The organism is Hephaestia mangrovi, assembly GCF_019880555.1.
GTDB lineage: Bacteria > Pseudomonadota > Alphaproteobacteria > Sphingomonadales > Sphingomonadaceae > Sphingomonas > Sphingomonas mangrovi.
On record NZ_JAINVU010000001.1, the window covers coordinates 170300 to 194322 of the forward strand.

Genomic DNA, 24023 nt, shown 5'->3' on the forward strand with positions numbered 1-24023 from the left:
CGTCAACCCCGTCAGGTGTCGCTGATCAGCGGATCGACCTGCCCGCCAAGCGCGTGGCGCTGGGCGATGGTGAGACGCGACAGGAGCGGGGGATCGGCCTTGATCTGGCGCGGCGTAAGCCCGGTGAACTGCTTGATCTCGCGGATCAAATGCGACTGATCGTAGAAGCCGCGATCGATCACCTCGTCGAGCGATTGTTCGCCGGAAGCGAGTGCGACCGCCGCGCGCAAGGCGCGATATTTGCGCGCGAGCAGCTTGGGCGGGGCACCGTACAGCGCGTTGCACTTGCGCTCGACCTGACGGCGCGACAGCCCGGTCTTGGCGACGAGATCACTCAGATCGGGCGAATCGCACGAGGTGAGCCACGCATCCACGGCGCGAACGAAGGACAGCGCGCCGTAATCGTCGCGATCGAGCAAGCTGGCGAACAATGCGCTGGCGATCGCCGACATCGCCGCGACGTTGTTTTCGGCGGCGAGCCGGGCGACGGCGCCGTCGAAGGCCGGGCCGAGCAACTCGTTGGCCGCAACCACGCGATTGACCATCGTCGAGGCGTCGGCACCGATCAGCGCCGACCAACCGCACGGCGTGATCCCGGCGCCGAATACCCGAACCGGGCCCGGCGTCCGCACCGTCACCGCGCCGGTGGTCGGCCCGATGACATGCGCGCCGCGTGCCGGCTGCACCGATCCGTCGGGAAAGCGATATTCGGCGTCGATCGGATTGAGGCGGAAACGGATCTGGGCGCGATCGGCGCGCTCGGTATCCTCGAACATGGGAACGTCGGCCTCGAACAAATAAAAGAGGCTCACGTATTCGGCCAGGTCTGCACCCGGCACCGCATAGTCGAGCCTGATGTCCGGCACGATTTCGCCCCCGTTACAATCGGACCTGTTCTTTCTACAGGAGCAAAGGGGCGAAGAAAAGCGGCCTGGCCGCATAAACAGCCAGGCCGTAAGTGTAGGAACCCTCGAACGAATCGAGGAGTCCTCGGGTCGCAGGTATCGAAATAGCACGAATCGAGCCGCAGTATTGGATGGATTCGACGGGGCGGTGCGGCGCGCGCCTGTTTCGGCGGGCGCTTTGACGGCCGTTGCCCGGAATGCCAAGGGCAAGGTGATGACCGACGCTTTTTTTCATCGCACGCTGTCCCGGATCGAGGCGGAACGCGCGCATCGCCTGACGATCGACATGCTCGCCGCGTGGGGTCGGGTGGGCGCGCCGCTCCACGCGGGCCGCGATGACGCCATATTGGCGAGCGAGGTTGCCGGGCTGCGCTTCGCCAATCCGGTCGGGCTCGCCGCCGGGCTCGACAAGGATGCGCGCGCGATCACCGGGCTGTTCGCGCTGGGCTTCGGTGCGGTCGAGGTCGGTACGCTGACGCCCAAGCCGCAGCCCGGCAATCCGCGGCCGCGGCTGTTCCGGCTGGTCGAGGATCGCGCGGTGATCAACCGCATGGGGTTCAACAATGGCGGGCTGGAGGCGGCGCTGCCGCGAATCGCGCGGGCGCGGCGACGCGGCGTGTTGGGCGTCAATGTCGGCGCCAACAAGGACAGTGCCGACCGGATCGCCGATTATCGTAGCGGGGTGGCCCGCGCGTCGGCGGTCGCGGACTATGTGACGATCAACATCAGCTCGCCCAACACGCCGGGACTGCGCGACCTGCAGCATGGCGACGCGCTCGCCGAGCTGCTGGCGGCGTGCGATCAGGCGCGCGGGCGCACGCCGCTGTTCCTCAAGGTCGCGCCCGACCTCGATTCGCCGGCGATCGATGCGATTGTCCGGGCGGCGATCGACAACCGCATCGATGCGCTGATCGTCGCCAACACGACGATCTCGCGGCCCGACCTGCGCTCGGCCAATGCCGGCGAGGCGGGCGGCCTCTCCGGCGCGCCGCTGGCGGCCCTGTCGCGGCAGCGGCTCGCCGACTTCCGCACGGCGAGCGGGGCGCGGATTCCCTTGGTCTCGGTCGGCGGCATCGACAGCGCCGAGGAGGCCTATGCGCGCATCCGCGCCGGCGCCAGCCTGGTTCAGCTCTATACCGCGCTGGTCTATGAAGGGCCGGGGCTGGCGTCGCGCATCGCGAAGGGACTCGCCGAGCGGCTGCGGCGTGACGGATTCGCCCGCCTTGGAGACGCCATAGGCGCTGGGTGACGTAGCGTCTTGCCACTATGGCAATCGCCGCTAGGCTCGCCCGCGAGACCGGATGATCCGGCCCGCATTCCAGGAGAGCCTTTCTTGCGCAGCCTCGAGCATTTTCCCAATCTCGTGACGATGTTCTTCGCCCGCGCGCGCGAAGGCGGCGACAAGCCGTTCCTGTGGCACAAGGAGGGTGATCGCTGGGTCTCGACGAGCTGGGCCAAGGCAGCGCGCGACGTGGCGGCGCTGGCCACCGCGCTCCGCCATATCGGGCTGAAGCGTGGCGATCGCGTGATGCTGGTCGCCGAGAATCGCCCCGAATGGTGCATCAGCGATCTCGCGATCATGGCCGCCGGCTGCGTGACGGTGCCGACCTACACCACCAATACCGAGCGCGACCACACGCACATCATCGAGAATTCGGGCGCGCGCGCGGTGATCGTCTCGACCGCGAAGCTGGCCAAGACGCTGATGCCGGCGGTGATGCGCGCCTCGCAGGCGCAGATCGTGATCGGCATCGAGGAGATGCGGTTCGCGCAATCGGGCGACGTTGCCTTTCACGACTGGCAGACGCTGATCAATCGCCACCCCTCCGAGCCCGATGCGGTCGCGCTCGAAGCCGATTTCGGGCGCGAGGATCTGGCCTGCATCATCTACACCAGCGGCACCGGCGGCGCCCCGCGCGGCGTGATGCAACACCATGGCGCGATCCTGCACAATGTCGCCGGCTGCACTGCGGTCATCGCCGAGGATTTCGGCTGGGAGGACGAGGTGTTCCTCTCGTTCCTGCCGCTCAGCCACGCCTATGAGCATACCGGCGGGCAGCATTTCCCGATCGGGCTCGGCGCGCAGATTTATTATGCCGAAGGGCTGGAGAAGCTCGCCTCGAATATCGAGGAGACGAAGCCGACGATCATGGTGGTGGTGCCGCGGCTGTTCGAGGTGCTGCGCACGCGCATTTCCAAGGCGGTGGAGAAACAGGGCGGGATGGCAGCCTGGCTGCTCGACAAGGCGCAGGAGGTCGGCGCGCGCGATTACGAGGGGCGTTCGAAGCTGACCGACCTCCCGCTCAAACTGCTGCTTGATCGCACCTTGAAGCCCAAGATCGCCAAAAGGTTCGGCGGGCGGATGAAGGCGATGGTATCGGGCGGCGCGCCGCTCAATCCCGAGATCGGCATCTTCTTCCAGTCGCTCGGCCTCACCTTCCTGCAGGGCTATGGCCAGACCGAGGCGGCGCCGGTGATTTCGTGCAACCGGCCGTCGGCGGGCTTGCGGATGGATACGGTCGGCCCGCCGCTGCCCGATACCGAGGTGCGGATCGCCGAGGACGGCGAGATCCTGGTGCGCGGTGAGCTCGTGATGCACGGATATTGGCGCAACGAGGCCGAGACCGAGCGCGTCTTGAAGGATGGCTGGCTGCACACCGGCGACATCGGGCTGATCGACGAGCGCGGCCGGATCAAGATCACCGACCGCAAGAAGGACATCATCGTAAACGACAAGGGCGACAATGTCGCGCCGCAGAAGATCGAGGGGATGCTGACGCTGCAGCCGGAGATCATGCAGGCGATGATCTGGGGCGATCGCAAGCCCTATATGGTCGCTGCCCTGGTGCCCGATCCCGAATGGACCGCCGAGTGGTGCGCGAAGAACGGCGATGCCTGCAATTTCGCCGCGCTGGCGCAGAACCACGATTATCGCGCCGCGCTGGGCAAGGCGGTCGAGCGCGTCAATGCCGATATATCGCAGATCGAGCGTGTCCGCCGCTTCATCATCGCCGACGAACCCTTTTCTATCGAGAACCAGCAGCTCACGCCGTCGCTCAAGATCAGACGGCATGTGCTGAAGGACGCTTATGGCGAGCGGCTCGACGCATTGTATCGAGGCTGATTGCCCGGCCGGCCCAGTATCGCCGTGTTTTGCCATGATTTCGACGTAGAGCGGGCTTAGGCGCCGCCTCCGTGACCGGCTCCGGTGCGGCGCGGCATGCCCGCGAGTCGGCATGCAAGGCGTAGCGGGCATGAGCGACACGGCAGCAATCGAGAAGGCGATATCGGCAGCACGGTTTCATGACATGGCCGCGGCTTCCGGTGCGTCGCTGGCTGCCGAGCCGGGGCGGCCGTTGATCGTGCGGGTGGGCAAGCATTTGCGCGGGCTGTTCGACCGGCTGATCGCCTCATCCTCGCAAGTCGCCAACGATGCCGTGCTCGATGTGCGCGATTTCCCCTGGACGGCGCTGCTGCGCGACGATTGGCAGGCGATCCGCGACGAGGCGATCGCGGTCGCGCTGCGCGAGGGCGCGGCGCCGTCGCTGGCGACGATCTCGCCGGATCATCGCGCCATTGCCGAAATCGGTATGTGGCGATCGTTCTTCCTGTGGGGATACGGCTTTCCGATCGAGGAGAATCTGGCGCGCTGCCCGAAAACCGCGCGGCTGGTCGCCGAGGTGCCGGGCCTCGTCAGCGCGTTCTTTTCGATCCTCGCGCCGGGGACGCACATTCCCGATCACCGCGGCGTTTCCAAGGGGCTGATCACCTGCCACCTGGGGCTGATCGTGCCGCGCGACGGCGACGTCAGGATGCGTGTCGGCGATCGCGTCGTGCGCTGGGCGGAGGGCGAGACGCTGGTGTTCGACGATACCTATCGTCATGAAGTGTGGAACGAGACTGGCGGAAACCGCGTCGTTCTGCTGATCCAGTTCGAGCGGCCGCTCAGGCGGCCGGGCAAGTGGTTTGCGGATCTTTTCCTCGGCATCGCCCGCCGTTCGGCCTTCGTCCGGGAAGCGCGCGACAACGTGCTGGCCTGGAATGCCGCGATGAAGCAACTCGATATATGAGCGGCTCTTGATCGCAGCGCCCGGCCCCGCCACATGGAGGCCATGCTGATCGAGACCGAACCGACGCCCAATCCGGCGACGCTCAAATTCCTGCCCGGCCGCACCGTGATGGAGGCCGGCACGCGCGATTTCGCCAGCCCGGAGGAGGCCGAGGCATCGCCGCTGGCGACCGCGATGTTCGCGCTGGGCGACGTGACCGGCGTGTTCTTCGGGCGCGACTTCATCTCGGTGACGGCGGCGCCGGGCGTCGACTGGACGGTGCTCAAGCCCGACGTGCTGACGCTGCTGCTCGACCATTTCTCGGCCAATATGCCGCTGTTCATGCCCGGCTCGGCCGCGGGCATTGCGGTGCCGGCCGAGGAGGAAGCCTTTGCCGACGATCCTGCCGACGAGGACATCATCGTCCAGATCAAGGACCTGATCGAGACGCGCGTGCGCCCCGCTGTCGCCAATGACGGTGGCGATATCGTCTATCGCGGCTTCGACAAGGGCAAGGTCTATCTCAAGATGCAGGGTGCCTGCGCCGGCTGCCCGTCGTCGATCGCGACGCTCAAGAACGGCATCGAGCAATTGCTCAAATATTACGTGCCCGAAGTCACCGAGGTTCGCGCGGTCTGACTCGCGTTTATCGTCACAACAAGGGGAATATCATGGGCGAGAAGCTCTCGGACGCCGCGCTCGACACAATCTTCCGCACCGCGCGCACCTATAATGGCTATACCGACGCGCCGGTGACCGAGGCGGAAATCCGCGCGATCTACGAGTTGCTCAAGATGGGGCCGACTTCGGCCAACCAGCAACCGGCGCGGTTCGTCTGGTGCCTGAGCCAACAGGCGAAGGACACGCTGGCCGATTGCGCGACGGGCAACAATCCCGACAAGATCCGCAAGGCGCCGGCCGCGGTGGTGATCGGCATGGACGAGAATTTCCACGAGGAACTGCCCTGGCTGTTTCCGCATGTCGACGCCAAGAGCTGGTTCGACGGCGACGACAAGCAGCCGGTGCGGCACGATCATGCGTTCCGCAACTCGTCGTTGCAGGGCGCCTATTTCATCATCGCCGCGCGGGCGATCGGGCTCGATACCGGCCCGATGTCGGGGTTCGATCCGGACAAGGTAAACGCGGCCTTCTTCGCCGATCGGCCCAGCGTGAAGGCCAATTTCATCTCGACGCTCGGCCATGGCGATCCCGCGACGATCTTCGGCCGGTTGCCGCGCCCGGATTTCGAGACGTTCAACCGGATCGATTGAGACGGCCCGTTTCGCAGTGCGCACGCTCGTCATCGATACCGCGACGGCGGCCTGCTCGGCTGCGCTGATCGAGGATAGCGCGGTGCTTGCCGCGGCGCATGACACGGTGGGGCGCGGCCACGCCGAGCGGCTGCTGCCGATGGTCGCCCAGCTTCCCGACGGCGGGCGCGCCGATCGCATCCTGGTCGATTGCGGGCCGGGCAGCTTCACCGGCGTGCGCGTCGGGCTGGCGGCGGCGCTGGGCCTCGGGCTCGCCTGGGGCGTGCCGGTGACCGGTTACAGCTCGACCGCGCTGATCGCGGCGGCGGGATTTGCCGCGCATCCGGGGCACCGCGATCTTGCCGTCGTGATGGAGGGCGGGCATGGAGAACTCTTCATGCAGCCGTACGCCGCTTCCCCCTTCGCCCCGCTCGCGCCGCTGGCCTCGTTGCCGCCGGCGGCGGTGCTCGCCGCAATCGGCGGCCGGCCGGTGATCGGCAGCGGGGTGCGCTGGCTCGACGATATCGACGAAAGCCGCACGCTGGGGCCGGCATTGCCCAATGCGGCGGACGCATTGCTGCTTCCCGCGCAATATGCCGGCCTGCCGCCGCGGCCGATCTATGGCCGCGCGCCCGATGCCAAGCCGATGGCGCAGCCGCCGGCATGAGCGCGTCGGTGGCGATGATTACGCTGCGGCCCGGCGCGATGACCGATCTCGGCGCGGTCGACCGGGTGATGCGCGACGCGTTCGACGCGCGGTTCGGCGAGGCATGGACGGCGAGCCAGGTCGCGGGCGTGCTGGCGATGCCCGGCGTGTGGCTGACGATCGCCGAGGCCGACCGTACGGTCGCCGGGTTCGCGATGACCCGCGCGGTGCTCGACGAGGCTGAGCTGCTGTTGCTCGCCGTGCGACCGGCGATGCGGCGGCGCGGCGTGGGGCGGCAATTGTTGCGATCGGCAATGGTAGAGGCCGGGCACCGCGGGGTCGGCAAGATGCACCTCGAGGTACGCGCGGGCAATGAAGCCATTGCGCTTTATCGTCTTGCGGGATTTGAAAAAATCGGCGAGCGGCGCAATTATTATCGCGGATCGAACGGAAAGTCTTTCGACGCGCAGACATTCCAGACAATTTTGCGTTGATCTTTATTGCGCGATTCATCGATTATCCCTTGATTTCGTAATGGTGTGATCCGATAGAAGCCGCACACGGGGGATAAGCCGTTATTCTCGGATCGAAAGGAATGTCATGGATAATGCCGCCGACATGCAGGAAACGCTTGTCACGCTAACCGCGGATATTGTTGCAGCGCACGTCAGCAACAACAGCGTTGCGGTCTCTGATCTTCCCTTGTTGATCCAGAATGTCCACGGCGCGCTGGCAGGACTGGGCACGCCGGCCGAAGAACCCGAGGTGCCGCAGGAGCCGGCGGTTTCGATCCGGTCGTCGATCAAGCCCGATTACATCGTCTGCCTCGAAGACGGCAAGAAGCTGAAGATGCTCAAGCGGCACCTGATGACGCATTATCAGATGACGCCGGAAGAATATCGCGCGAAGTGGAAGCTGCCCGCCGATTATCCGATGGTCGCGCCGAATTATGCCGAGCAGCGGCGCACGCTCGCCAAGAAGATCGGGCTCGGCACCAAGCGCGGCAAGCGCTGAGACATCGCCGATGATCTTGCGGCCGGTGGCGGAGCGATCCGCCGCCGGCCTTTTTGCGTTGGGTGAGCCGCTCGAAGGTATGCGGCGGCTCAGTCCAGGGTGAGACGAACAGCCGCGCTTTGCAGCCCGCCATGCGCTGAATCCCCGCACACCCTACGCCATGCTGTGCTCGATCTCCTCGAGCGTGACGCCCTTGGTTTCGGGGAAGAAACGGGCGACGACGATCACTTGCAACAGCATCATCGCGGCGAAGAAGCCGAATGGCATCGCCGGCGACAGCCTGGCGACAGCGATCGGGAAGGCCAGCGCGATCACCGCGTTGAGCAGCCAGTGCGTGCCGGCGCCAAGTGCCGCCCCGCGCGCGCGGACCGCCGAGGGAAACACCTCGCTGATATAGACCCAGATCACCGCGCCCTGGCTCGGCGCGAAGAAGGCGATGAAGCCGATCAGCGCCGGCAGCAGCACAACGCGCGGGATCGCGCCGCCCAGCGCCAGCGCGGCGAGTGCGAGGCAGATCGCGGTGCCGGTGCCGCCGATCAACAGCAGCGTCTTGCGCCCGATGCGATCGATCAGCGCCATGCCGATCAGCGTGAAGATCAGATTGGCGAGGCCGATCATGATCGCCTGCAGATCGGCTGAAGCGAAGCCCGCGTCGGCGAAGATCTGGTTGAGATAATAAAGGATCGCGTTGATGCCCGAGAGCTGGTTGAACGCGGCGACCAGCATCGCGAGCAGCATCGGCCGCTTGTGCGCCGCCCAGCGCAGCCGCTGGCCATCGCGCGCGGCTTCCTCTTCGGCGGCGGCGTGGAAGCTGCCGAGTGCGGCGCGCGGATCGGGGTCGCCGATCGATGCCAGCACCCGCAGCGCCTCGGGATCGCGGCCCTTGCCGGCCAGCCAGCGCGGGCTGTGCGGAATGCCGAACAGGAGGATGAAGAAGATCAGCGCCGGGACAGCGGCAACGCCCAGCTTCCAGCGCCAGATCATATCGCCCGCCGCCAGCGCGCCGACCGCGGCATTGCTGACATAAGCGGCCAGGATGCCGACGACGATCGCCAGCTGGAACAGTCCGACCAGCAAGCCGCGCCGCGCGGCCGGTGAAATCTCGGCGATATAGACCGGCGCCAGCACCGACGATCCGCCGATCGCCAGCCCGCCGATGAAGCGGAACGCGAGCAGCGATCCCCAATCCCAGGCGAGTGCCGAGCCGAGACCGGAGACGACGTAGAAAGCGGCGAGCACGCGCAGGACGGCGCGCGCCCCGAAGCGGTCGCCCGGCACGCCGGCGGTCATCGCGCCGATCAGCGTGCCCCATAACGCCGCCGAGACAGTGGTGCCGAGCTGCACCTGATCGAGCGCGAAACGATCGGCGACCGCCTGCGTCACGCCGGAGATGACAGCGGTATCGAAGCCGAACAGCAACCCGGCCAGCGCCGCGGTGCCGGCGGCTGCGGCGAATACCGTTCGCGTCGATCGAGCCATGTCCATCCTCTTCTTGTCGTTGGCCGCGCCACGCAAGCACGCGACGGTGAATTATGCAATTCGGTTTATATATTGCTCGGGCCAAGAAAAAGGGCGACCGATCGCTCGGCCGCCCAAAAGAAGGCGATAGAGGCGCGTCCTAGAAGCTGACGCCCACTGTGAACTTGAAAGTGCGTGGCGGATAGCCGCCGATATCGTAATTGTTGGGGTCGCGCTGGCCGAAATCGGGCGAGCCAGGATTGCTGATGTAACCGACATAATTGTGCGTATTGAACACATTGAACACGTCAGCGCGCAGTCTGATCTGACTGCCTTCATGCAGGAAGCCGAGACCGACATATTTTGTTAGCGCGAGGTCGAGTTGCTTGACCCACGGCCCCTTGCCCTGCGTCGTCATCGGCACTGAGGGATAGTTCTGCGGATCGGGCACGTCGGCCAGCGTGGTGCCATAGACGTATGTGGGCGATTGCAGCAGGAATTTGCCCGACAGCATGAAGCCGAGCGGCAGATCGGTGCTGCCGGTGGCGACGAGACGATGCTTCGGCGTCCCAAGCGCGCGAAGGAGCGGGTAAGCGTAGATGCTCGGATAATCGAGGGCATATTGATTGCCCGACTGGCGGTTCTCCTCGGCCAGCGACATCGTGTAGGTGACGGCCAGGCTCCAGGGAGACGCCTTGGTATAGTCCTTGTCGAGCTTGATATACGGCTGATCGAGCTTCGTGGTCATGCCGTTGGTGCCGAGCAGCAGGTTGTTGTTGAAGCCCGGCGGCTGATATTGCCACGGCTGGCTGGCGCTCGACTTATTATCACTGCCGGGGATGAAGAAAGTGCCGTCCGGGCGGCGGTTGCCGAGCAGCCAGACGAAGCCGTCCTGGCTGACGACGTGCGTATAGCCGACTTCCGCATGGAATCTGCCGAAGCGGCCGCGCACGCCGATGCTGAACTGGTCGGAAAAAGGCACCTTGAGATTGTTGTTGAGCAGATCGATCTCGCGGTTGCCACCGGACGTGCTGGTGGCCAGCATGTCGCGGCCTTCCTGCGTCAAATAGGCTGGATCCCATGCGATGCAGCTGCCACCCGCCTCGCACGGATGCTGCGGATCGCCGGTATCGAACTGGTACTGAACCGACTTGTAGCTGCCCTGGAGATTTTCGAGCGAGATGAAGTCAAACTGGTTGCGGTTATAGGAGCGGCCATAGCCGCCGAACAGCTGGAAGCGGCCATTCGGCGTGATATCCCAGGTGAAGCCGATGCGCGGTTGGAATTCTCCGGTGCGCGCATGGCGGTTGTGGCCGGTCGAGATATAGTCGTCGAGGTTGTAATTGGCGTTGTCGAGGTTCGACCAGTTGCGCAACGTGGAGACGACGTCGTCCGGCGTAACATAGTTCAGATAATCGGGGTCGCGTTCGTAATCCCAGCGGATGCCGATATTGGCGGTGAAGCGGTCGGTAAGATCCCAATCGTCCTGGATATATAGGCCGAGCTGGAAATCGTTGCTCTTGACGTAACCGCCGCTGCCGCCCTCGGCGGGCACGCCGAACGAAAGCTGGTAGGGCAGGGTATCGTTGAAACCGCTGCTGCCGTAATCGGCATCGAAATAATAGATCGGGTTATAGGGTGTTTGCGCGATCGTGCGCAGTTGCAGCCATTGCGCCTTCACGCCAAGCTTGATGGTGCTGCCCTGAAGCCCGGTATAGGTGAAGTCGTCCTGCGCTGTCCAGCCGCGCTGGCCCTTGTTCTGATAATTGGTGCCGCCGCCATAGCTGAGAATCCGCGTCTTCAACGGCCGATCGCCCACCGCGGCGCCGGTGAAAAATTGATATTGGGTAGCGTTGACGTTGGGCGACGGCTTGTCCGAACTCTTCTGCCATTCGACCTTGAGGTCATTCACCCAGGCGTTTGCGGTATGCTGGTAATGGAACAGGATGCGCGTTTCGTTGTTGCGCAGTGCCGTTGCGGTCGACACGGCTTCCTGGCCGTTGTTAGCGGCGAGGCCGGTTTCGCGGCGGACCTTGCCGGAAACTTCGAACAGGTCGGCATCGGTCGGCTCGAAATCGAGCTTGCCGAAATAGAGATCCTCATTGAAGGTCTTGTTGAACTCGCCGAACGCGTTGCGATACGGATCGGGGATCGTATCGAGTGAAACGCCGGAGGGCGGCGTGATCGTCACCGGTGACTGAATGCGCTTCCCTTCATAGGTCACGAAGAAATGCAGCATGTCCTTGATGATCGGGCCGCCGAGCGCCGCGCCGAACTGCTCGTCACGCGTCTTCACCTTGGGCACGCCGTCATGCTTTTCCTGCGGCGTCTTGGCGCGTAGCGATTGGTTAGAGAAATCGAAGAACGCTTCGCCGTGGAAGGTATTCGTGCCGGACTTCGTGACGGCGGTGATCGCTGCGGACGAAACCTGATCGAACTCGGCCTTGTAGTTCTGTGAAATCACCTTGTATTCGGCGATGCCGAGCTGCGGGAAGGGGTTGCCCTGCGTCGAATCCTGCCCGGTGATGCCGCCTTTCAGGATGTCGTCCTTCTGGCTGACGCCGTCGATGAAAACATTGACGGCATTGGCTTGCTGGGCGCCGCCGCGCAGGGAGGTGTTGCCGGCCGCATCCGAGATGAACTGCACCCCCGGCGCAAGGTCCGCAAACGCCAGGAAGTTGCGGTTGTTCTGGGGCAGCGCCTCGATCTGGTGCTGGCTGATCGTGACGCCGACCGAGCCGGCATCGAGCGACTTGATGCGATTGCCGGTGACGATGATGTCGCCGCCCGGCGGCGCATTCTCGGCCGTCTCGGCGGGGGCGTTTGGATTGGGCTCGGCAGTGCCCGCGGCCGCCGGCGCACCTTGCGACAGATCGAAACTCAGCTGCGCGTTCTGGCCGACCGTCAGCGTGAAGACGTCGGTCTGGCGCTGGCCGGTCGCCGTCGTGACGTCGAGCCGGTAGCGGCCGGGCAGCAGCGCGGCGAAATTATACGCGCCGTTGTTGATCGGCGAGACGCTGCGATAGCCGGTGTCGACATTGACCGCGGTCACCTGCGTGCCGGCGGGCTGACCATTGTCGGTAATCACCCCGCGCAGCGCCGCGGTGGATTGCTGCGCCTGCAGCGGCGTCGTAACCAGCGCGCACGCCGCGCTGCCGACCATCAGCGCGGCGGCGAACCGCAGGTGTCGCGTTGCGAATTTTCGTGCCGTCATCATCATCCTCCCAACGCCCCGTTGCGGGCCGTTACTCTGGCTGCTGGGCCGCCGCGCAGGTGAGAGATGTGCCGCCGCATGGGCGTCCTTCATCATCTTACCGGCAGGGTGCCTCAGCTCGCCCTCCTGTTCCGGCCTCTCGGGAAACCGGTTCCATAAAGCGTGTAACCGGTTTCACGATCCCTCCACAAGCGGGGGTGCGTTCATTTTACGGCGGGGTGCGTCATTTTGGCATCAGGGCCGAAACGGCCATGCCGCGCGGCCGCGGGATCAGCCCTGCGTGGCGGCGTAGAGGGCGATCGCGGCGGCGTTGGAGACGTTGAGGCTTTCGATCCGCGGCGAAATCGGCAGCCGCGCGAGCACGTCGCAATGCGCCTCTGTATTGGGCCGCATACCTTCGCCTTCGGCGCCGAGCACCAGCGCGACCTGCGGGCTGCCGAGCGCCTCGGCCAGCGTCGTCTGCGTGTTGCCGGTGAGGCCGACGCGCCAGAAATCGGCCTCGGCAATCTCGTCGAGCGCCCGCGCGAGATTCACCACGCGCACCCAAGGCACCAGCTCGAGCGCGCCCGATGCGGCGCGCGCCACGACGCCCGATTCGGGCGGGGCATGCCGGTCCTGCGTGACGATGCCGAGCGCGTCGAATGCAGCCGCCGAGCGCAGCATGGCGCCGACATTGTGCGGGTCCGTCACCTGATCGAGCACCAGCAGCGGCCGCTTCGCCTCGGTCTTGCGGTCGAGCAGGTCACCCAGCCAGATCTCGTCCAGCGGCTCGACCTCGGCGACGAGGCCCTGGTGCGGCGCGTCGGCGGGAACCAGTCGGCCGAGATCGGCGACATCGGCATAAGTGATCGGCAGCACCGGCGGCAGGTCGAGCGCCGACAGGGCTTCGCGCGTGCCCCACAGCTTGCGCACCACGCGATCGGGATTGGCGAGCGCGGCAAGCACCGCATGACGGCCCCAGAAGCGCGGGCGGTTCGCCGGCGCCTGGTTCGGGCGATGGCCGCGGCGCGCCATCACTTGTCCTCGCGCGAAGCGAAGGGCGCGGGGGCGGCCGCGATGGCGAAGGGGTGACGCATGATGAATTTCCTGGGCGATCTTTTTCGGGTTGCGCGCACGGTTATGCGGCGCGGTTGATATGTGCAAGCGCCTGCCCGGTTGACAGGCGGGCTGCACCTCGGCATTGGCACGCCCTCGCTTCGGCGGGCCTGTTACGGACAGGTGGCCGAGTGGTTAAAGGCAGCAGACTGTAAATCTGCCCGCGTGAGCGTACGCTGGTTCGAATCCAGCCCTGTCCACCACCTTGCCCGCCGAAGCGACGTCACCCCGCCTTGGTGTCGCGGCCGTAGACATCGGATCGGAACGCGATTCCGCTCCTGGTCGGTTCGGCGGTGATATAGGTCAGATAGACGGGCACCGGCACGGGTAGCGGCTCCGCCGTTTCCGGCTTGCCGCCAGCATTGCCGACCGGCCGCGCGAGCAGCCATTTGCCGAGCACCTGCGCCTTGTCGAGCCGCACGCAGCCGTTGCTGAAATGGCGATCGGCCTTGGCCAGCAGATCGCGCTCGGGCGTGTCGTGCAGATAGATGCCGTCGTCATTGGGGAACAGGAACTTGACCTGCCCCATCGAATTGTATGGTCCCGGAAGCTGGCGGATGCGGGGATTCTCGCGGCCCGCGGCCACCGCGTGCCAATCGATCGCCGAGGACGGGATCGGGTGCGCGCTCGCGCTCCAGTCCGACAGTGCCTGCATGTGCATCGTCTTGAGCGAGCGGCCGCCGAGCACCTTTTTCGCGATGCTGTCGCGGGTGAGGTAATCGGGCACGTTCCAATAGGGATTGACGATCGCCCACTGGATCGATCCGACCAGCATCGGCGTCTGCGTCTTGGCGGCGCCGACCACGACGCGCATTTCGCCGACCTGCTTGCCTGCCTCGTACCACCACAGGCGGCCCGACGAGGCATCGACCTCGATATGGCGCACCCAGGGGCTCGGCAGAATCCGCGCGCGATCGAGGTTGAGCGCGAGGCGCGCGCGCTCGTCTGTGGTCATATCGTGGGCCATCAGCTTGCGCAGCGCGACATAATGGTCGCTCATCCAGCCCATGTCGGCGACGTAATCGGCGAAGGATTTGGGGAAGGAGGCCGCGCGCAGCACCTCTTCCGCCTTCAGCTTCTTCGGCTTGAGCGCCTTGTCGGCATAAGTGACGTGGACGCGCTTGGCCGGCTTGCGCTGATCGCGGACATAATCGGCGAACGCCCTGGACAAGGCGAGCTCGGCGCGGGCGACCGCCCTGGGATCGCCGTCACGTGCCTTTTCCACGTCCTCCTGAAGCTCATCGGGATCGTAGGACGAGGGGTTGAGGCCATCGTATCGCGCGGTCGTCAGATAGCCGATCAGCGTCGCCGCCTGCGGCCCGATCGTGCCGTGCGAAACCCACAAGGGCTGGAAATGACGCGTGCGATAGAAGCGCTTCAACGCGCCGCCCGCTTCGTCCGCGATCGCCTGCGCGATCGGGGCGTTGGCGGCGGCCTCGGCAGCCGTCATGCGCGACGGCGCCGCGGGCGCCGCTGCCGCAAGAGGCACGGCGGCGAGCGCTGCGGCCAGGGCGATCAGCCCATGGGGAATGCGCGCACCCCGCATTCCCCCGACGTAAAACCTCAGCCCTTCTCTCCCAGGCCGGTCGGCGCGGGCGGCGGCGGTGGCGGCTGCATCGGCATCGCGTTGGCGTGATAGACGCCGTCCGCGGTGTAATAGCCGTCGACGATCCCATCGCCGTCGCGATCGGCGGCGACGCTGCCGGCGACCGCGCCCGGCGGGGGCGGCGGCATCGCGGCGACTTGTTCTTCCTTATGGGCACAAGCGGCGAGGCCGATTGCCGCGACGCCGACCAGAACGATTGTCTTGACGCGCATGATTGTCACTCCTCCATGCGAGCTGAACTCGCAAACGCGCCCCCGGCACCACGAGTGGAGCTGAAACGGCGTGCCGGTCCATCCGGCAAGCGGTGGAAAGTGCGGTGCGCGCGGCAGAAGGCCGTTTCACGATCGTCGCGAAGCTCTTGCGTGAAGGTGGCCGATGCCCTCACATGGGCAGTGATGAGCAACCTCGCCCTCGTCGTCGCACTGGTCGGCATCGTCGGGATCGGCGCGCAATGGGTGGCGTGGCGCACCGGCTGGCCGGCGATCGCGCTGATGCTGGTCGCCGGGATCATCGTCGGCCCGGTGCTCGGCGCGGTCCAGCCCGAGGCCGATTTCGGCGCGCTGCTGGAGCCGATGATCTCGATCGCGGTCGCGCTGATTCTGTTCGACGGCGGCCTCAACCTCAATTTCCGCGAATTGCGCCGCACCGAAGGCGCGCTCGCGCGTCTCGTCGGGCTCGGCGTGCCGATCGCCTGGGCGCTGACCGCGCTTGCCTGTTATTATATCGCCGGGCTGGTGTGGCCGGTGGCGATCCTGTTCGGTGGCATCCTGGTCGTCACTGGCCCCACCGTGGTGCTGCCGCTGCTGCGCCAGATCGCGCTCGCGCCGCGGCCGCGCGCGATCCTCAAATGGGAAGGGATCGTCAACGATCCGATTGGCGTGCTGTGCGCGGTCGTCACTTACGAATATCTCCGCCATGCCGAACAGGGCGCGCCGGTGGTCGCGGCGATGCTGGCGGTGGCGGGCGCGGCGCTGGTCGCGGCGCTGGTCGGCTTCGCGATCGCCTTCGCGCTCGGCTGGTTGCTGCCGCGCGGGCTGATCCCCGAATATCTCAAGGCGCCGGTGCTGCTTGTCACGGTGATCGGCACGTTCGAGCTTTCCAACCTGATCGAGCGCGAGACCGGGCTGCTGGCGGTGACGGTGATGGGCATCGCGCTCGCCAACATGCGGCTGGCGAGTTTCCGCGACGTGCAGCCGTTCAAGGAGAACATCTCGGTCCTGCTCGTCTCCGGCGTGTTCGTGCTGCTGTCGGCCTCGCTCAATCTCGAGGTGCTGCGGCAGTTCGAATGGCGCTTCCTCGGCCTGATCGCGGCGCTGATCTTCGTCGTGCGACCAGCGGCGGTGCTCGCCAGCCTTGCGTTCTCGCCGATACCGTGGCGCGAGCGGCTGTTCGTCGCGTGGATCGCGCCGCGCGGCATCGTCGCGGTGGCGATCTCGGGCGTGTTCGCGCTGCGGCTCGGCGGGCTCGGCTATTCGGACGGCGGCACGCTGGTCGCGATCAGCTTCGCGATCGCGGCGGGGACGATCCTGGTCCACGGGTTCACCGCGCGCGCGCTGGCGCGGCGGCTGGGGCTGGCGGGCAAGAAGCGCGACGTGCTGATTGTCGGCGCGACGCGCTGGAGCCTGTCGCTCGCCGATCAGCTGCGCCAGCTCGACGTACCGGTGACGCTGGTCGATACGAGCTGGCATCGGCTATCGCCCGCGCGGCAATCCGGGCTGCCGATCTTTCATGGCGAGATCCTTGCCGAGACGACCGAGGATCATATCGATTTCGCGCGCGTCCAGGCGCTCGTCGCGACGTCGGACAACGAGGCGTATAACACGTTGGTCTGCAACGAGTTCGGCCCCGAGCTGGGGCGCGACGCCGTCTATCAACTGGGCGGCGCCGAGCACGACGATCCGCACGCCTTGCCGAGCACGCTGCGCGGCAATTCGCTGTTCGATTCGGAGCTTGAGCTCGACGAACTGTCGGCGCGCGAAGCGGCCGGCTGGGCGTTCCGCCGCACCAAGATCAGCGAGAAATTCGATTTCGATGCGCTGAAATCGCTGCTGCCGGCGGGGGCGGACCTACTGCTGCTCGTCCAGCCCGGCGGGGTGGTGAAATTCTTCACCCACGCCTCGCGACCGGTGCCCGATGCCGGCGACACCGTCTTGTCCTATGCGCCGCCCGATATCGCGAAGGCAGCGGCGCGGCGCGAGCGCAAGACCACGAAAAAGACCGCGGCGGCGGCCGAATGAGAAGGGGAGAGAGATGATCGACCGGCGGATCACCGCATTCGTGCTGGCGGGCAGTGCCGCGCTGGCCACGGCGGGATGCCAACAGCACGGTGCGGCGACCGGCAACCAGGCGGCGCCTGGCAACGCCGTGGCGGGCAAGACGGTGTTCGGCGCGCCGACCCCGACGCCAGCCCCGACGCCGACCGCGAAACCCGGCGCGACGCCGACGCCGCGCTCGATCATGCAGCCGAATGTGATCGACAAGCCGATTCTGCCGCCGCCGCCGATGCCGATCAGCGAGACGGTGGGCTTTCCCGATGGTGGCGCCAAGCTGGACGATGCCGCAAAGCAGCAGCTCGACCAACTGGCGAGCGATCCGGTGACGGCGTCGGGCGGGCCGGTCGTGCTGCGTGGCAACTCCGATTCGCGCGGCAGCGATGCCGACAACAAGGCGGTTTCGAAGCGGCGCGCGGAAGCGGTTGCCGCCTATCTCGAAAGCAAGGGCATCGCCAAGGAGCGCATGTCGATCATCGCGCTGGGCGAGGATCGGCCAGTCGCCCCCAATGCGAAGCTCGACGGCAGCGACAATCCCGAAGGCCGCGCCAGGAACCGCCGCGTCGACGTGACCGTCACGCCGGGATCGCAGGACGACCCGGCGCCCAGCGCGTCATCGGACGCGCCCGGCAACGCGCAGAATCAACGCGAGTAACCGTCGCGATCGTGGTCATGGTCATGATCGTGACCATGATGATGGTGGTGATGGTGGCCGCCCCAATGGCCGGGCCGATCATTATAGCAACCGCCCAGCGACAGGCCCACGGCAAGCAGCCCGGCGGCGACGACCATTTTCGTAATGCGCATCATCGATCTCCTCTCAGATGTTCGCATTGAACAGCAGTGGCCGTTTACTGTTCCTGTATGGCGAGGTCAGCGTAGCGACAGATGGCCGTTCCGGTGCGGCGCTCAATGAAAATCGCGCGACTTCGGGATCACGCGGACCGCGCGGGGATGGCCGGAGCGGTGATCGGGGGCGGCGCGCGATTGCCGGATCGCGGGGGCGCCGCGATCGGTGAGCTGATCGAGCAGGTCGGTGCGATCGATGATCCGCGTCGCCATCAGGTGGACGACGCCTTCGCGGCTTTTCTGCACGCGCCCTTCGGCGAGCATCAGCCGCGACGCCATCACCGGCCGGCGATACCGTTCGAACTGGCGCGCCCACAACAGCAGGTTGGTGATTCCGGTTTCGTCCTCCAGCGTGATGAAGATCGCGTTGCCCTTGCCTGGCCGCTGCCGGACGAGCACCAGCCCGGCGGTGCGGACGAAGGCATCATTGGCCTCGGCGCTCGTTTCGGCGCAGCTCGAAATGCCTTCGGCGCGCAGCGTCTCGCGCAGGAAAGCCATCGGGTGATCCTTCAGCGACAGCCGGGTCGTCTGGTAATCGGCGACGACATGCTCGGCCGGCGACATGGCGGGCAAGGCCGAATCGGGCTCGTCGCCCAGTTCGCGCGCGCGCGCGGCGGCGAACAGCGGCAGCTCGGCCGAGGGCGTGCGGCGCACTTCCCACAAGGCGCCACGGCGATCGAGTGCCAGCGAGCGGAACGCATCGGCATCCGCGAGCAACCGCAAGGCGCGCGAGGGCAGGGCGGCGCGGCGCGCAAGCTGTTCGATCGTCTTGAAGGGCTCGTCCGCGCGCGCCGCGACAATGGCATTCCCCCAGTCTTCGCGGAAGCCGTCGATCTGGCGGAAGCCGAGGCGCAAGGCGGGGGCGTGATGTCCGGCATCACCGGCGGTTTCGATGGCATTGTCCCAATCGCTCGCATTCACGTCGATTCCGCGCACCTCGACGGCATGCTCGCGGGCGTCGCGAACGATCTGCGCCGGCGCATAGAAGCCCATCGGCTGCGAATTGAGCAGCGCGGCCGCGAACACCGCCGGCTGGTGGCATTTGAGCCATGCCGAGACATAGACCAGCCGGGCGAACGACAGCGCGTGGCTTTCGGGAAAGCCGTAGCTGCCGAACCCCTCGATCTGCTTGAAGCAGCGTTCGGCGAAATCGCGTTCGTAGCCGCGCCGGATCATGCCGCCGACCATCTTCTCGCGCAGCTTATGGATGGTGCCGAGATTGCGAAACGTCGCCATCGCGCGGCGCAGCTGATTGGCCTCCGCCGGGGTGAAGCCGGCGGCGACGATCGCCAGCTTCATCGCCTGCTCCTGGAACAAGGGCACACCGCAGGTATCCTTGAGCAAGGTACGCAGTTCGTCGGGATCATGCGGCGGCGCCGGCGAGGGAAAATCCACCTTTTCGACCCCGTTCCGCCGGCGCAGATAGGGATGTACCATATCGCCCTCGATCGGCCCGGGCCGCACGATCGCGACCTGAATGGTGAGATCGTAGAGCGTCCGGGGCCTGAGCCGCGGCAGCATGTTGATCTGCGCCCGGCTTTCGACCTGAAACACGCCGATGCTGTCGCCCTGGCACAGCATATCGTAAACCGCCTCGTCATCGGCCGCGATGTCGACTTCGAGCGTGTGGTCGCCGAGCCCGTGCCGGCGCAGCAGATCGAAGCTCTTGCGGATGCAGGTCAGCATGCCGAGCGCGAGCACATCGACCTTCATCAGCCCCAGAGTATCGATATCGTCCTTGTCCCATTCGATGAAGCTGCGGTCTTCCATCGCGGCGTGATGGATCGGCACCGTCTCGTCGAGCCGGTCCTGGGTCAACACGAAGCCGCCGACATGCTGTGACAGGTGTCGGGGGAATTGCAGCAGCTCGCCGACCAGCCATTTGAGCCGCCGGATCGCGGGATCGGCGAGATCGAGGCCGCTCTCGGCGAAGCGCCGTTCCTCCACGGCATGTTCATGGCTTCCCCAGGCAGTGTTCGCCAGCCGGGCCGTGATGTCTTCCGAAAAGCCGAGCACCTTGCCCACTTCGCGCACCGCGCTCTTGGGCCGGTAATGGATGACGGTGGCGGTGATGCCGGCGCGATGGCGACCATAGCGTTCATAGACATATTGCATCACCTCCTCGCGGCGCTCGTGCTCGAAATCGACATCGATATCGGGCGGCTCGTTGCGGTCGCTCGAAATGAAGCGCGAGAAGAGCAGGTCGTGATGCAGCGGATCGATCGAGGTGACGCCGAGCAGGAAGCAAACGATCGAATTCGCCGCCGAACCTCGCCCCTGACACAGGATCGGCGGATCCTGCGAACGCGCGAATTTCACGAGATCGTGAACCGTGAGGAAATAATAGGCATAATTGCGTTCCCGGATCAGGCTGAATTCCTCATCGAGGGATTTGCGGACCTTTTCAGGCAGATCGTCGCCATAGCGTGCATGCGCGGCTGCGATGACGATGTGTTCGAGCCAGTCCTGCGGGCCCCATCCCTCCGGCACCGGTTCGTGGGGATATTCGTAGCCGAGCTGGTCGAGCGTGAAGCCGATGCGGGAAGCAAAGCGAACCGTTTCGGCGATCGCATCGGGGAAGTGGCGGAACAGTCGGGCCATCTCGGCCGGATGCTTCAAATGCCGTTCGGCATTGGCTTCGAGGCGGCGGCCGATCTCGGCGATCGTCACGCCCTCGCGAATGCAGGTCAGCACGTCGTGCAGGGGGCGCTGTTCGGCCGTCGCATAGAGCGCGTCGCCCACCGCGAGCAGCGGCACGCGCGCCGCCCTAGCAATGCCCGCCAACTTCGCCAGCCGGCGTTCGTCATCTCCTTGCCGGTGCATCGCCGCGCCAAGCCACACGCGCTCCGGTGCTTTGGCCGAAAGCCGCGACAGCAGTTCGGTCAGATCGCGGGGCGGCGATTCGACGAGGCGGAAACGCGCAGCCGCCGGCGTCGAATCGCCGGTATCATACCGCACCGGGCTGTTGTGCGGCGTTTGATCGGTCGCCGTGGAGTGCGGCAGCACGATCAGCAGCAGATCGTCGAGATGCGCGACAAGATCATCCAGTTCGAGGATGCAATCCCCCTTCACAGCGCGCAGATTGCCGCGCGTGAGCAGCCGGGTGAGCCGGCCCCAGCCGTGGCGGGTCGCCGGATAAGCGACGATGTCCGGCGTGCCGTCGACGAACACCAGACGCGCTCCAACCAGCAAGCGAAGATCGGTATGGCAGCCGGCCTCTTCCTCGTCCGTCAGTGCGAGAGCTTCTCCTCTGGCACGCTTTTCCTCGATCAGCTTGATGCGGGCCTTTTCCGGCGCATCGCGCAACGCCTTGTAGGCGCGCACCACGCCGGCGACGCTGTTGCGGTCGGCGATGCCGATCGCGGCATAATCGAGGGCCATCGCTTCGCCGATCATGTCGGAAGGATGCGAGGCGCCGCGCAGGAACGAGAAGTTGGTCGCGGCGACGAGTTCGGCATAGCTCATGCGAACAGCCCGTGGACATACCAGCGCGGATCGCCGCTCTCGCGGTAGAGGCCGTGGCGAAACACCCAGAAGCGGCGGCCGCGCGTATCCTCGATCCGGTAATAATCGCGCGTCAGCCCGGCATTGTCGTCGCGCTTCCACCATTCGGCGGCGATCCGCTCGGGGCCTTCGTAGCGGATGACGTTGTGGCTCGATCGCCGCCAGCGGAATTGCCGCGGCGGACCATCGGGCACTTCGGCCGTCACCTCGATCGCCTGCGGCGGATCGAACAGATGGAGCGGGCGTAGTGGCGGTTCGCCGGGCGGCGGCGCGGGCCAGGCTTCGGGCACGGGTGCCTCGATGGCCGGGAGCGCCAGCGCCGCTTGTTCGGGGATGTGCGTGTCACGCGGGACGAGCCGCTGCACACGGCCGCGCCCGAGCCGGATCGACAAGCGATCGATCAGCGCGAGCAACTCGCCGTCGCTCACTTCGCCGCCCTCGAGATGGAGCTGGGTCGGCGCGAGCGGCTCGAGCACCGGCACCGCGAGCCGGACGAGATCGAAGCCGAAGCCGGGATCGATCGGATCGGCGAGTGCATCGATCCGCTCGGCGAACAGGCGCTGGACGAGGCCGGCGTCCCGCGCCGGCTGCCCGGTTTCGATCGCGAGATCGCGGATGTCGCCGTCGCTGCGGAACAGGCGTATCGCGAAGCGCCGGCCCCCCTTGCCGCGACGCTCCATCGTCGCGACCGCTTCGCGCGCGAGGTCGGCGATGACGGTGAGCACATCGGCGGTGCGCGCGATCGGCTCGGCGAAGCGGCGCTCGCAGCGCAAGGCGGGCAGTGTGCGGCGCGGTGTGATCCTGCTGTCGGCGCGGCCCAGCAACCGGGCAAGGCGGCTGGTCGTCTCCTCGCCGAACCGGGCGGTGAGCGGCGCGGTGGGACGCTGGGCGAGATCGCCGATCGTCCGCAGCCCGGCGCGGGTCAGGGCGGTCACAATTTCCTCGTCGCAGCGCAGCGCCGCGACGGGCAGCGCCTGCAGATCGTCCTCGCCGGTGCCGTAGCGGGCCAACGCCTGCGCTGCCTCCGGCGTATCGGCAAAGGCGTGGCGGACGGTGACGCGCCAGTGCGTGGCGAGACGCGCGAGATCGCCGGCCATGCCCGCCTCGCCACCGAACACATGGGCACAGCCGGTGACGTCGAGCGTCAGCCCGTCGAATAGGTCGGTGGCGACCATCGGCGTATAGCGGTCGCAGCCGTCGGCGAGGCGCGCGAGCAGCCGGGCATCGGCATGGGGATCGTGATCGGCAACGGCGAAATCGGGCACCCGCGCCCGGGCATCGGCGAGCGACAAGCCGGGCGCGAGCCCCAGCGCCGCCGCCGCCGCATCGACCGCGACCAGCCGCATCGCGCCGCGCTGTTTCTCGATCAGGGCGAGGGGGGCGCCCTCATCCCCACGCCGCAACCGGTCGGTGCTCAGCCAGGGGAACCACAGCGCCCAATAACGGCGCGGCGGCATCGGCGAGGATACGCGTTTCACGGTTCCACTCCACTTGCCAGCGCAGCCCCTCCGGGCCGCCGCGCTGGCGCATCAATTCGAGATCGAAGGCCGGATGGCCCGGGGCATTGGCGGCGAGCGGCAGCGACGGGGCGGCGGCAACGCGCCATCGCGTCTGTGCCGCGCTGGGGGCGGGCGCCGCGGCGATGCGCAGCAACAGCGTGGTCACGCCCGAGCTTTCCGCTGCCATCGCCAGCCGGCGGCTCGCGGTGAGATCGAGCGGGCGAGGCTCGCCCCACAATTCGATCACCGCCGCCGCAATCGCGTCGCAGCGCACCACGTCGGCGGCCGCGCGCAGCAGATCGAGCGGCGCGGCCGGGACCGCCAGCACGAGCCGCCCCGGATCGAGCCCGAGTTCGGCGAGGCCCGGCCCGTGCAGCCGCGCGCGCGCCTGCGCCCGGCCTTCGCGTAGCCATATCACCGGCCCGTCGCGCGCGGTGAAGGCCGCCAATATCGCGGCAAAGCCGGTCGCCGCACCGGCATCGTCCGCCGTCACGGCAAAGACTTCATGCAGACGACCGAGCGCCAGCCCGCCGCCCAGCGCCGCGTCGATCCCGGCATGGCCGGTCGCGACGCGCGCCACGCCGGTGGCGGGGCGCAGCCGCTCGAGGCGTGCGATGCGGCGTCTCAGCGACGCCAGCGTAGAGGCGGGGGCATGAGTCATTGT

At 66.6% G+C, this 24023-nt stretch carries 20 protein-coding genes and 1 tRNA gene; 11 read left to right on the forward strand and 10 right to left on the reverse strand.

Going from position 1 to position 24023, the window contains the following annotated elements:
- Nucleotides 1-11: 11 nt before the first annotated feature.
- Nucleotides 12-866, reverse strand: a complete 855-nt coding sequence (locus K7G81_RS00720; protein ID WP_369411999.1) for a helix-turn-helix domain-containing protein — start codon at nt 864-866, stop codon at nt 12-14.
- A 253-nt stretch (nt 867-1119) separates the two neighbouring features.
- Here K7G81_RS00720 and K7G81_RS00725 point away from each other — a divergent pair, with 253 nt between their 5' ends.
- From K7G81_RS00725 to K7G81_RS00760, 8 genes are all read left to right on the forward strand, one after another.
- Nucleotides 1120-2154, forward strand: coding sequence for a quinone-dependent dihydroorotate dehydrogenase (locus tag K7G81_RS00725; protein ID WP_223028833.1), 1035 nt, complete (start codon nt 1120-1122; stop codon nt 2152-2154).
- Between the two features lie 84 nt (nt 2155-2238).
- On the forward strand, nt 2239-4029 hold the full coding sequence (locus K7G81_RS00730) for an AMP-dependent synthetase/ligase (RefSeq protein WP_223028834.1): 1791 nt from the start codon (nt 2239-2241) through the stop codon (nt 4027-4029).
- Between the two features lie 130 nt (nt 4030-4159).
- Nucleotides 4160-4975, forward strand: a complete 816-nt coding sequence (locus K7G81_RS00735) for an aspartyl/asparaginyl beta-hydroxylase domain-containing protein (RefSeq protein ID WP_255586460.1) — start codon at nt 4160-4162, stop codon at nt 4973-4975.
- 42 nt (nt 4976-5017) lie between these two features.
- Entirely contained in the window at nt 5018-5593 is a 576-nt protein-coding gene (locus K7G81_RS00740; protein ID WP_223028835.1) for a NifU family protein, read from the forward strand.
- A 32-nt stretch (nt 5594-5625) separates the two neighbouring features.
- Nucleotides 5626-6225 carry a malonic semialdehyde reductase gene (locus K7G81_RS00745; RefSeq protein ID WP_223028836.1) on the forward strand — a complete coding sequence of 200 codons (600 nt, stop codon included), beginning with the start codon at nt 5626-5628 and terminating at the stop codon, nt 6223-6225.
- Between the two features lie 16 nt (nt 6226-6241).
- The gene (tsaB, locus tag K7G81_RS00750; RefSeq protein ID WP_369412000.1) at nt 6242-6871 is read left to right on the forward strand and encodes a tRNA (adenosine(37)-N6)-threonylcarbamoyltransferase complex dimerization subunit type 1 TsaB; all 630 of its coding nucleotides are present in this window, start codon (nt 6242-6244) and stop codon (nt 6869-6871) included.
- The gene (rimI, locus tag K7G81_RS00755) at nt 6868-7344 is read left to right on the forward strand and encodes a ribosomal protein S18-alanine N-acetyltransferase (protein WP_223028838.1); all 477 of its coding nucleotides are present in this window, start codon (nt 6868-6870) and stop codon (nt 7342-7344) included. Before tsaB ends, rimI begins: the two co-directional genes overlap by 4 nt.
- Nucleotides 7345-7450: 106 nt before the next feature.
- Entirely contained in the window at nt 7451-7864 is a 414-nt protein-coding gene (locus tag K7G81_RS00760) for a Ros/MucR family transcriptional regulator (protein WP_223028839.1), read from the forward strand.
- A 153-nt stretch (nt 7865-8017) separates the two neighbouring features.
- Here K7G81_RS00760 and K7G81_RS00765 read toward each other — a convergent pair whose 3' ends face one another.
- The 3 genes from K7G81_RS00765 to rlmB all read right to left on the reverse strand — a co-directional run bounded on the left by K7G81_RS00765 (nt 8018) and on the right by rlmB (nt 13550).
- Complete coding sequence (locus K7G81_RS00765) at nt 8018-9343, reverse strand: sugar porter family MFS transporter (protein WP_223028840.1); 1326 nt, start codon at nt 9341-9343, stop codon at nt 8018-8020.
- Nucleotides 9344-9482: 139 nt separating this feature from the next.
- Nucleotides 9483-12536 (reverse strand): TonB-dependent receptor, encoded by a 3054-nt coding sequence (locus K7G81_RS00770; protein ID WP_223028841.1) that lies wholly within the window; start codon nt 12534-12536, stop codon nt 9483-9485.
- A gap of 270 nt (nt 12537-12806) precedes the next feature.
- Complete coding sequence (rlmB, locus tag K7G81_RS00775) at nt 12807-13550, reverse strand: 23S rRNA (guanosine(2251)-2'-O)-methyltransferase RlmB (protein ID WP_223028842.1); 744 nt, start codon at nt 13548-13550, stop codon at nt 12807-12809.
- A 198-nt stretch (nt 13551-13748) separates the two neighbouring features.
- On the opposite strand from rlmB, the gene K7G81_RS00780 reads away from it, so the two are divergent.
- A tRNA-Tyr gene (locus K7G81_RS00780) sits at nt 13749-13834 on the forward strand.
- Nucleotides 13835-13854: 20 nt separating this feature from the next.
- Here K7G81_RS00780 and K7G81_RS00785 read toward each other — a convergent pair.
- A complete protein-coding gene (locus tag K7G81_RS00785; RefSeq protein ID WP_223028843.1) occupies nt 13855-15177 on the reverse strand; it encodes a L,D-transpeptidase scaffold domain-containing protein in 1323 nt (440 codons plus the stop codon).
- 17 nt (nt 15178-15194) lie between these two features.
- Nucleotides 15195-15449 carry a hypothetical protein gene (locus K7G81_RS00790; RefSeq protein WP_223028844.1) on the reverse strand — a complete coding sequence of 85 codons (255 nt, stop codon included), beginning with the start codon at nt 15447-15449 and terminating at the stop codon, nt 15195-15197.
- Nucleotides 15450-15632: 183 nt separating this feature from the next.
- Between K7G81_RS00790 and K7G81_RS00795 the strand changes: the two genes are divergently transcribed.
- Together K7G81_RS00795 and K7G81_RS00800 are read left to right on the forward strand one after the other, a co-directional pair.
- Entirely contained in the window at nt 15633-17474 is a 1842-nt protein-coding gene (locus K7G81_RS00795; RefSeq protein WP_223028845.1) for a cation:proton antiporter, read from the forward strand.
- A 13-nt stretch (nt 17475-17487) separates the two neighbouring features.
- Nucleotides 17488-18162 carry an OmpA family protein gene (locus K7G81_RS00800; RefSeq protein WP_255586461.1) on the forward strand — a complete coding sequence of 225 codons (675 nt, stop codon included), beginning with the start codon at nt 17488-17490 and terminating at the stop codon, nt 18160-18162.
- On the opposite strand, the gene K7G81_RS00805 is transcribed toward K7G81_RS00800, so the two are convergent.
- From K7G81_RS00805 to K7G81_RS00820, 4 genes are all read right to left on the reverse strand, one after another.
- Complete coding sequence (locus tag K7G81_RS00805) at nt 18150-18317, reverse strand: hypothetical protein (protein WP_223028846.1); 168 nt, start codon at nt 18315-18317, stop codon at nt 18150-18152. The genes K7G81_RS00800 and K7G81_RS00805 overlap by 13 nt on opposite strands.
- A 99-nt stretch (nt 18318-18416) precedes the next feature.
- Nucleotides 18417-21821 carry an error-prone DNA polymerase gene (locus tag K7G81_RS00810; RefSeq protein ID WP_223028847.1) on the reverse strand — a complete coding sequence of 1135 codons (3405 nt, stop codon included), beginning with the start codon at nt 21819-21821 and terminating at the stop codon, nt 18417-18419.
- Entirely contained in the window at nt 21818-23317 is a 1500-nt protein-coding gene (locus K7G81_RS00815; protein WP_223029455.1) for a Y-family DNA polymerase, read from the reverse strand. Before K7G81_RS00815 ends, K7G81_RS00810 begins: the two co-directional genes overlap by 4 nt.
- Nucleotides 23247-24020: an ImuA family protein gene (locus K7G81_RS00820; RefSeq protein ID WP_223028848.1), complete on the reverse strand. Its 774-nt coding sequence runs from the start codon at nt 24018-24020 to the stop codon at nt 23247-23249. Before K7G81_RS00820 ends, K7G81_RS00815 begins: the two co-directional genes overlap by 71 nt.
- Nucleotides 24021-24023: the final 3 nt, after the last annotated feature.

What these genes read in the sequence shown, in the direction of transcription:
- K7G81_RS00785 (WP_223028843.1), bottom strand. Translation starts at nt 15,177, where the DNA reads ATGCGGGGTGCGCGCATTCCCCATGGGCTGATCGCCCTGGCCGCAGCG.
- K7G81_RS00725 (WP_223028833.1), top strand. Translation starts at nt 1,120, where the DNA reads ATGACCGACGCTTTTTTTCATCGCACGCTGTCCCGGATCGAGGCGGAA.
- K7G81_RS00805 (WP_223028846.1), bottom strand. Translation starts at nt 18,317, where the DNA reads ATGATGCGCATTACGAAAATGGTCGTCGCCGCCGGGCTGCTTGCCGTG.
- K7G81_RS00820 (WP_223028848.1), bottom strand. Translation starts at nt 24,020, where the DNA reads ATGACTCATGCCCCCGCCTCTACGCTGGCGTCGCTGAGACGCCGCATC.
- K7G81_RS00745 (WP_223028836.1), top strand. Translation starts at nt 5,626, where the DNA reads ATGGGCGAGAAGCTCTCGGACGCCGCGCTCGACACAATCTTCCGCACC.
- K7G81_RS00800 (WP_255586461.1), top strand. Translation starts at nt 17,488, where the DNA reads ATGATCGACCGGCGGATCACCGCATTCGTGCTGGCGGGCAGTGCCGCG.
- K7G81_RS00735 (WP_255586460.1), top strand. Translation starts at nt 4,160, where the DNA reads ATGAGCGACACGGCAGCAATCGAGAAGGCGATATCGGCAGCACGGTTT.
- K7G81_RS00815 (WP_223029455.1), bottom strand. Translation starts at nt 23,317, where the DNA reads ATGCCGCCGCGCCGTTATTGGGCGCTGTGGTTCCCCTGGCTGAGCACC.
- K7G81_RS00770 (WP_223028841.1), bottom strand. Translation starts at nt 12,536, where the DNA reads ATGACGGCACGAAAATTCGCAACGCGACACCTGCGGTTCGCCGCCGCG.
- K7G81_RS00765 (WP_223028840.1), bottom strand. Translation starts at nt 9,343, where the DNA reads ATGGCTCGATCGACGCGAACGGTATTCGCCGCAGCCGCCGGCACCGCG.
- K7G81_RS00790 (WP_223028844.1), bottom strand. Translation starts at nt 15,449, where the DNA reads ATGCGCGTCAAGACAATCGTTCTGGTCGGCGTCGCGGCAATCGGCCTC.
- K7G81_RS00810 (WP_223028847.1), bottom strand. Translation starts at nt 21,821, where the DNA reads ATGAGCTATGCCGAACTCGTCGCCGCGACCAACTTCTCGTTCCTGCGC.
- K7G81_RS00740 (WP_223028835.1), top strand. Translation starts at nt 5,018, where the DNA reads ATGCTGATCGAGACCGAACCGACGCCCAATCCGGCGACGCTCAAATTC.
- K7G81_RS00795 (WP_223028845.1), top strand. Translation starts at nt 15,633, where the DNA reads ATGAGCAACCTCGCCCTCGTCGTCGCACTGGTCGGCATCGTCGGGATC.
- rlmB (WP_223028842.1), bottom strand. Translation starts at nt 13,550, where the DNA reads ATGGCGCGCCGCGGCCATCGCCCGAACCAGGCGCCGGCGAACCGCCCG.
- K7G81_RS00760 (WP_223028839.1), top strand. Translation starts at nt 7,451, where the DNA reads ATGGATAATGCCGCCGACATGCAGGAAACGCTTGTCACGCTAACCGCG.
- rimI (WP_223028838.1), top strand. Translation starts at nt 6,868, where the DNA reads ATGAGCGCGTCGGTGGCGATGATTACGCTGCGGCCCGGCGCGATGACC.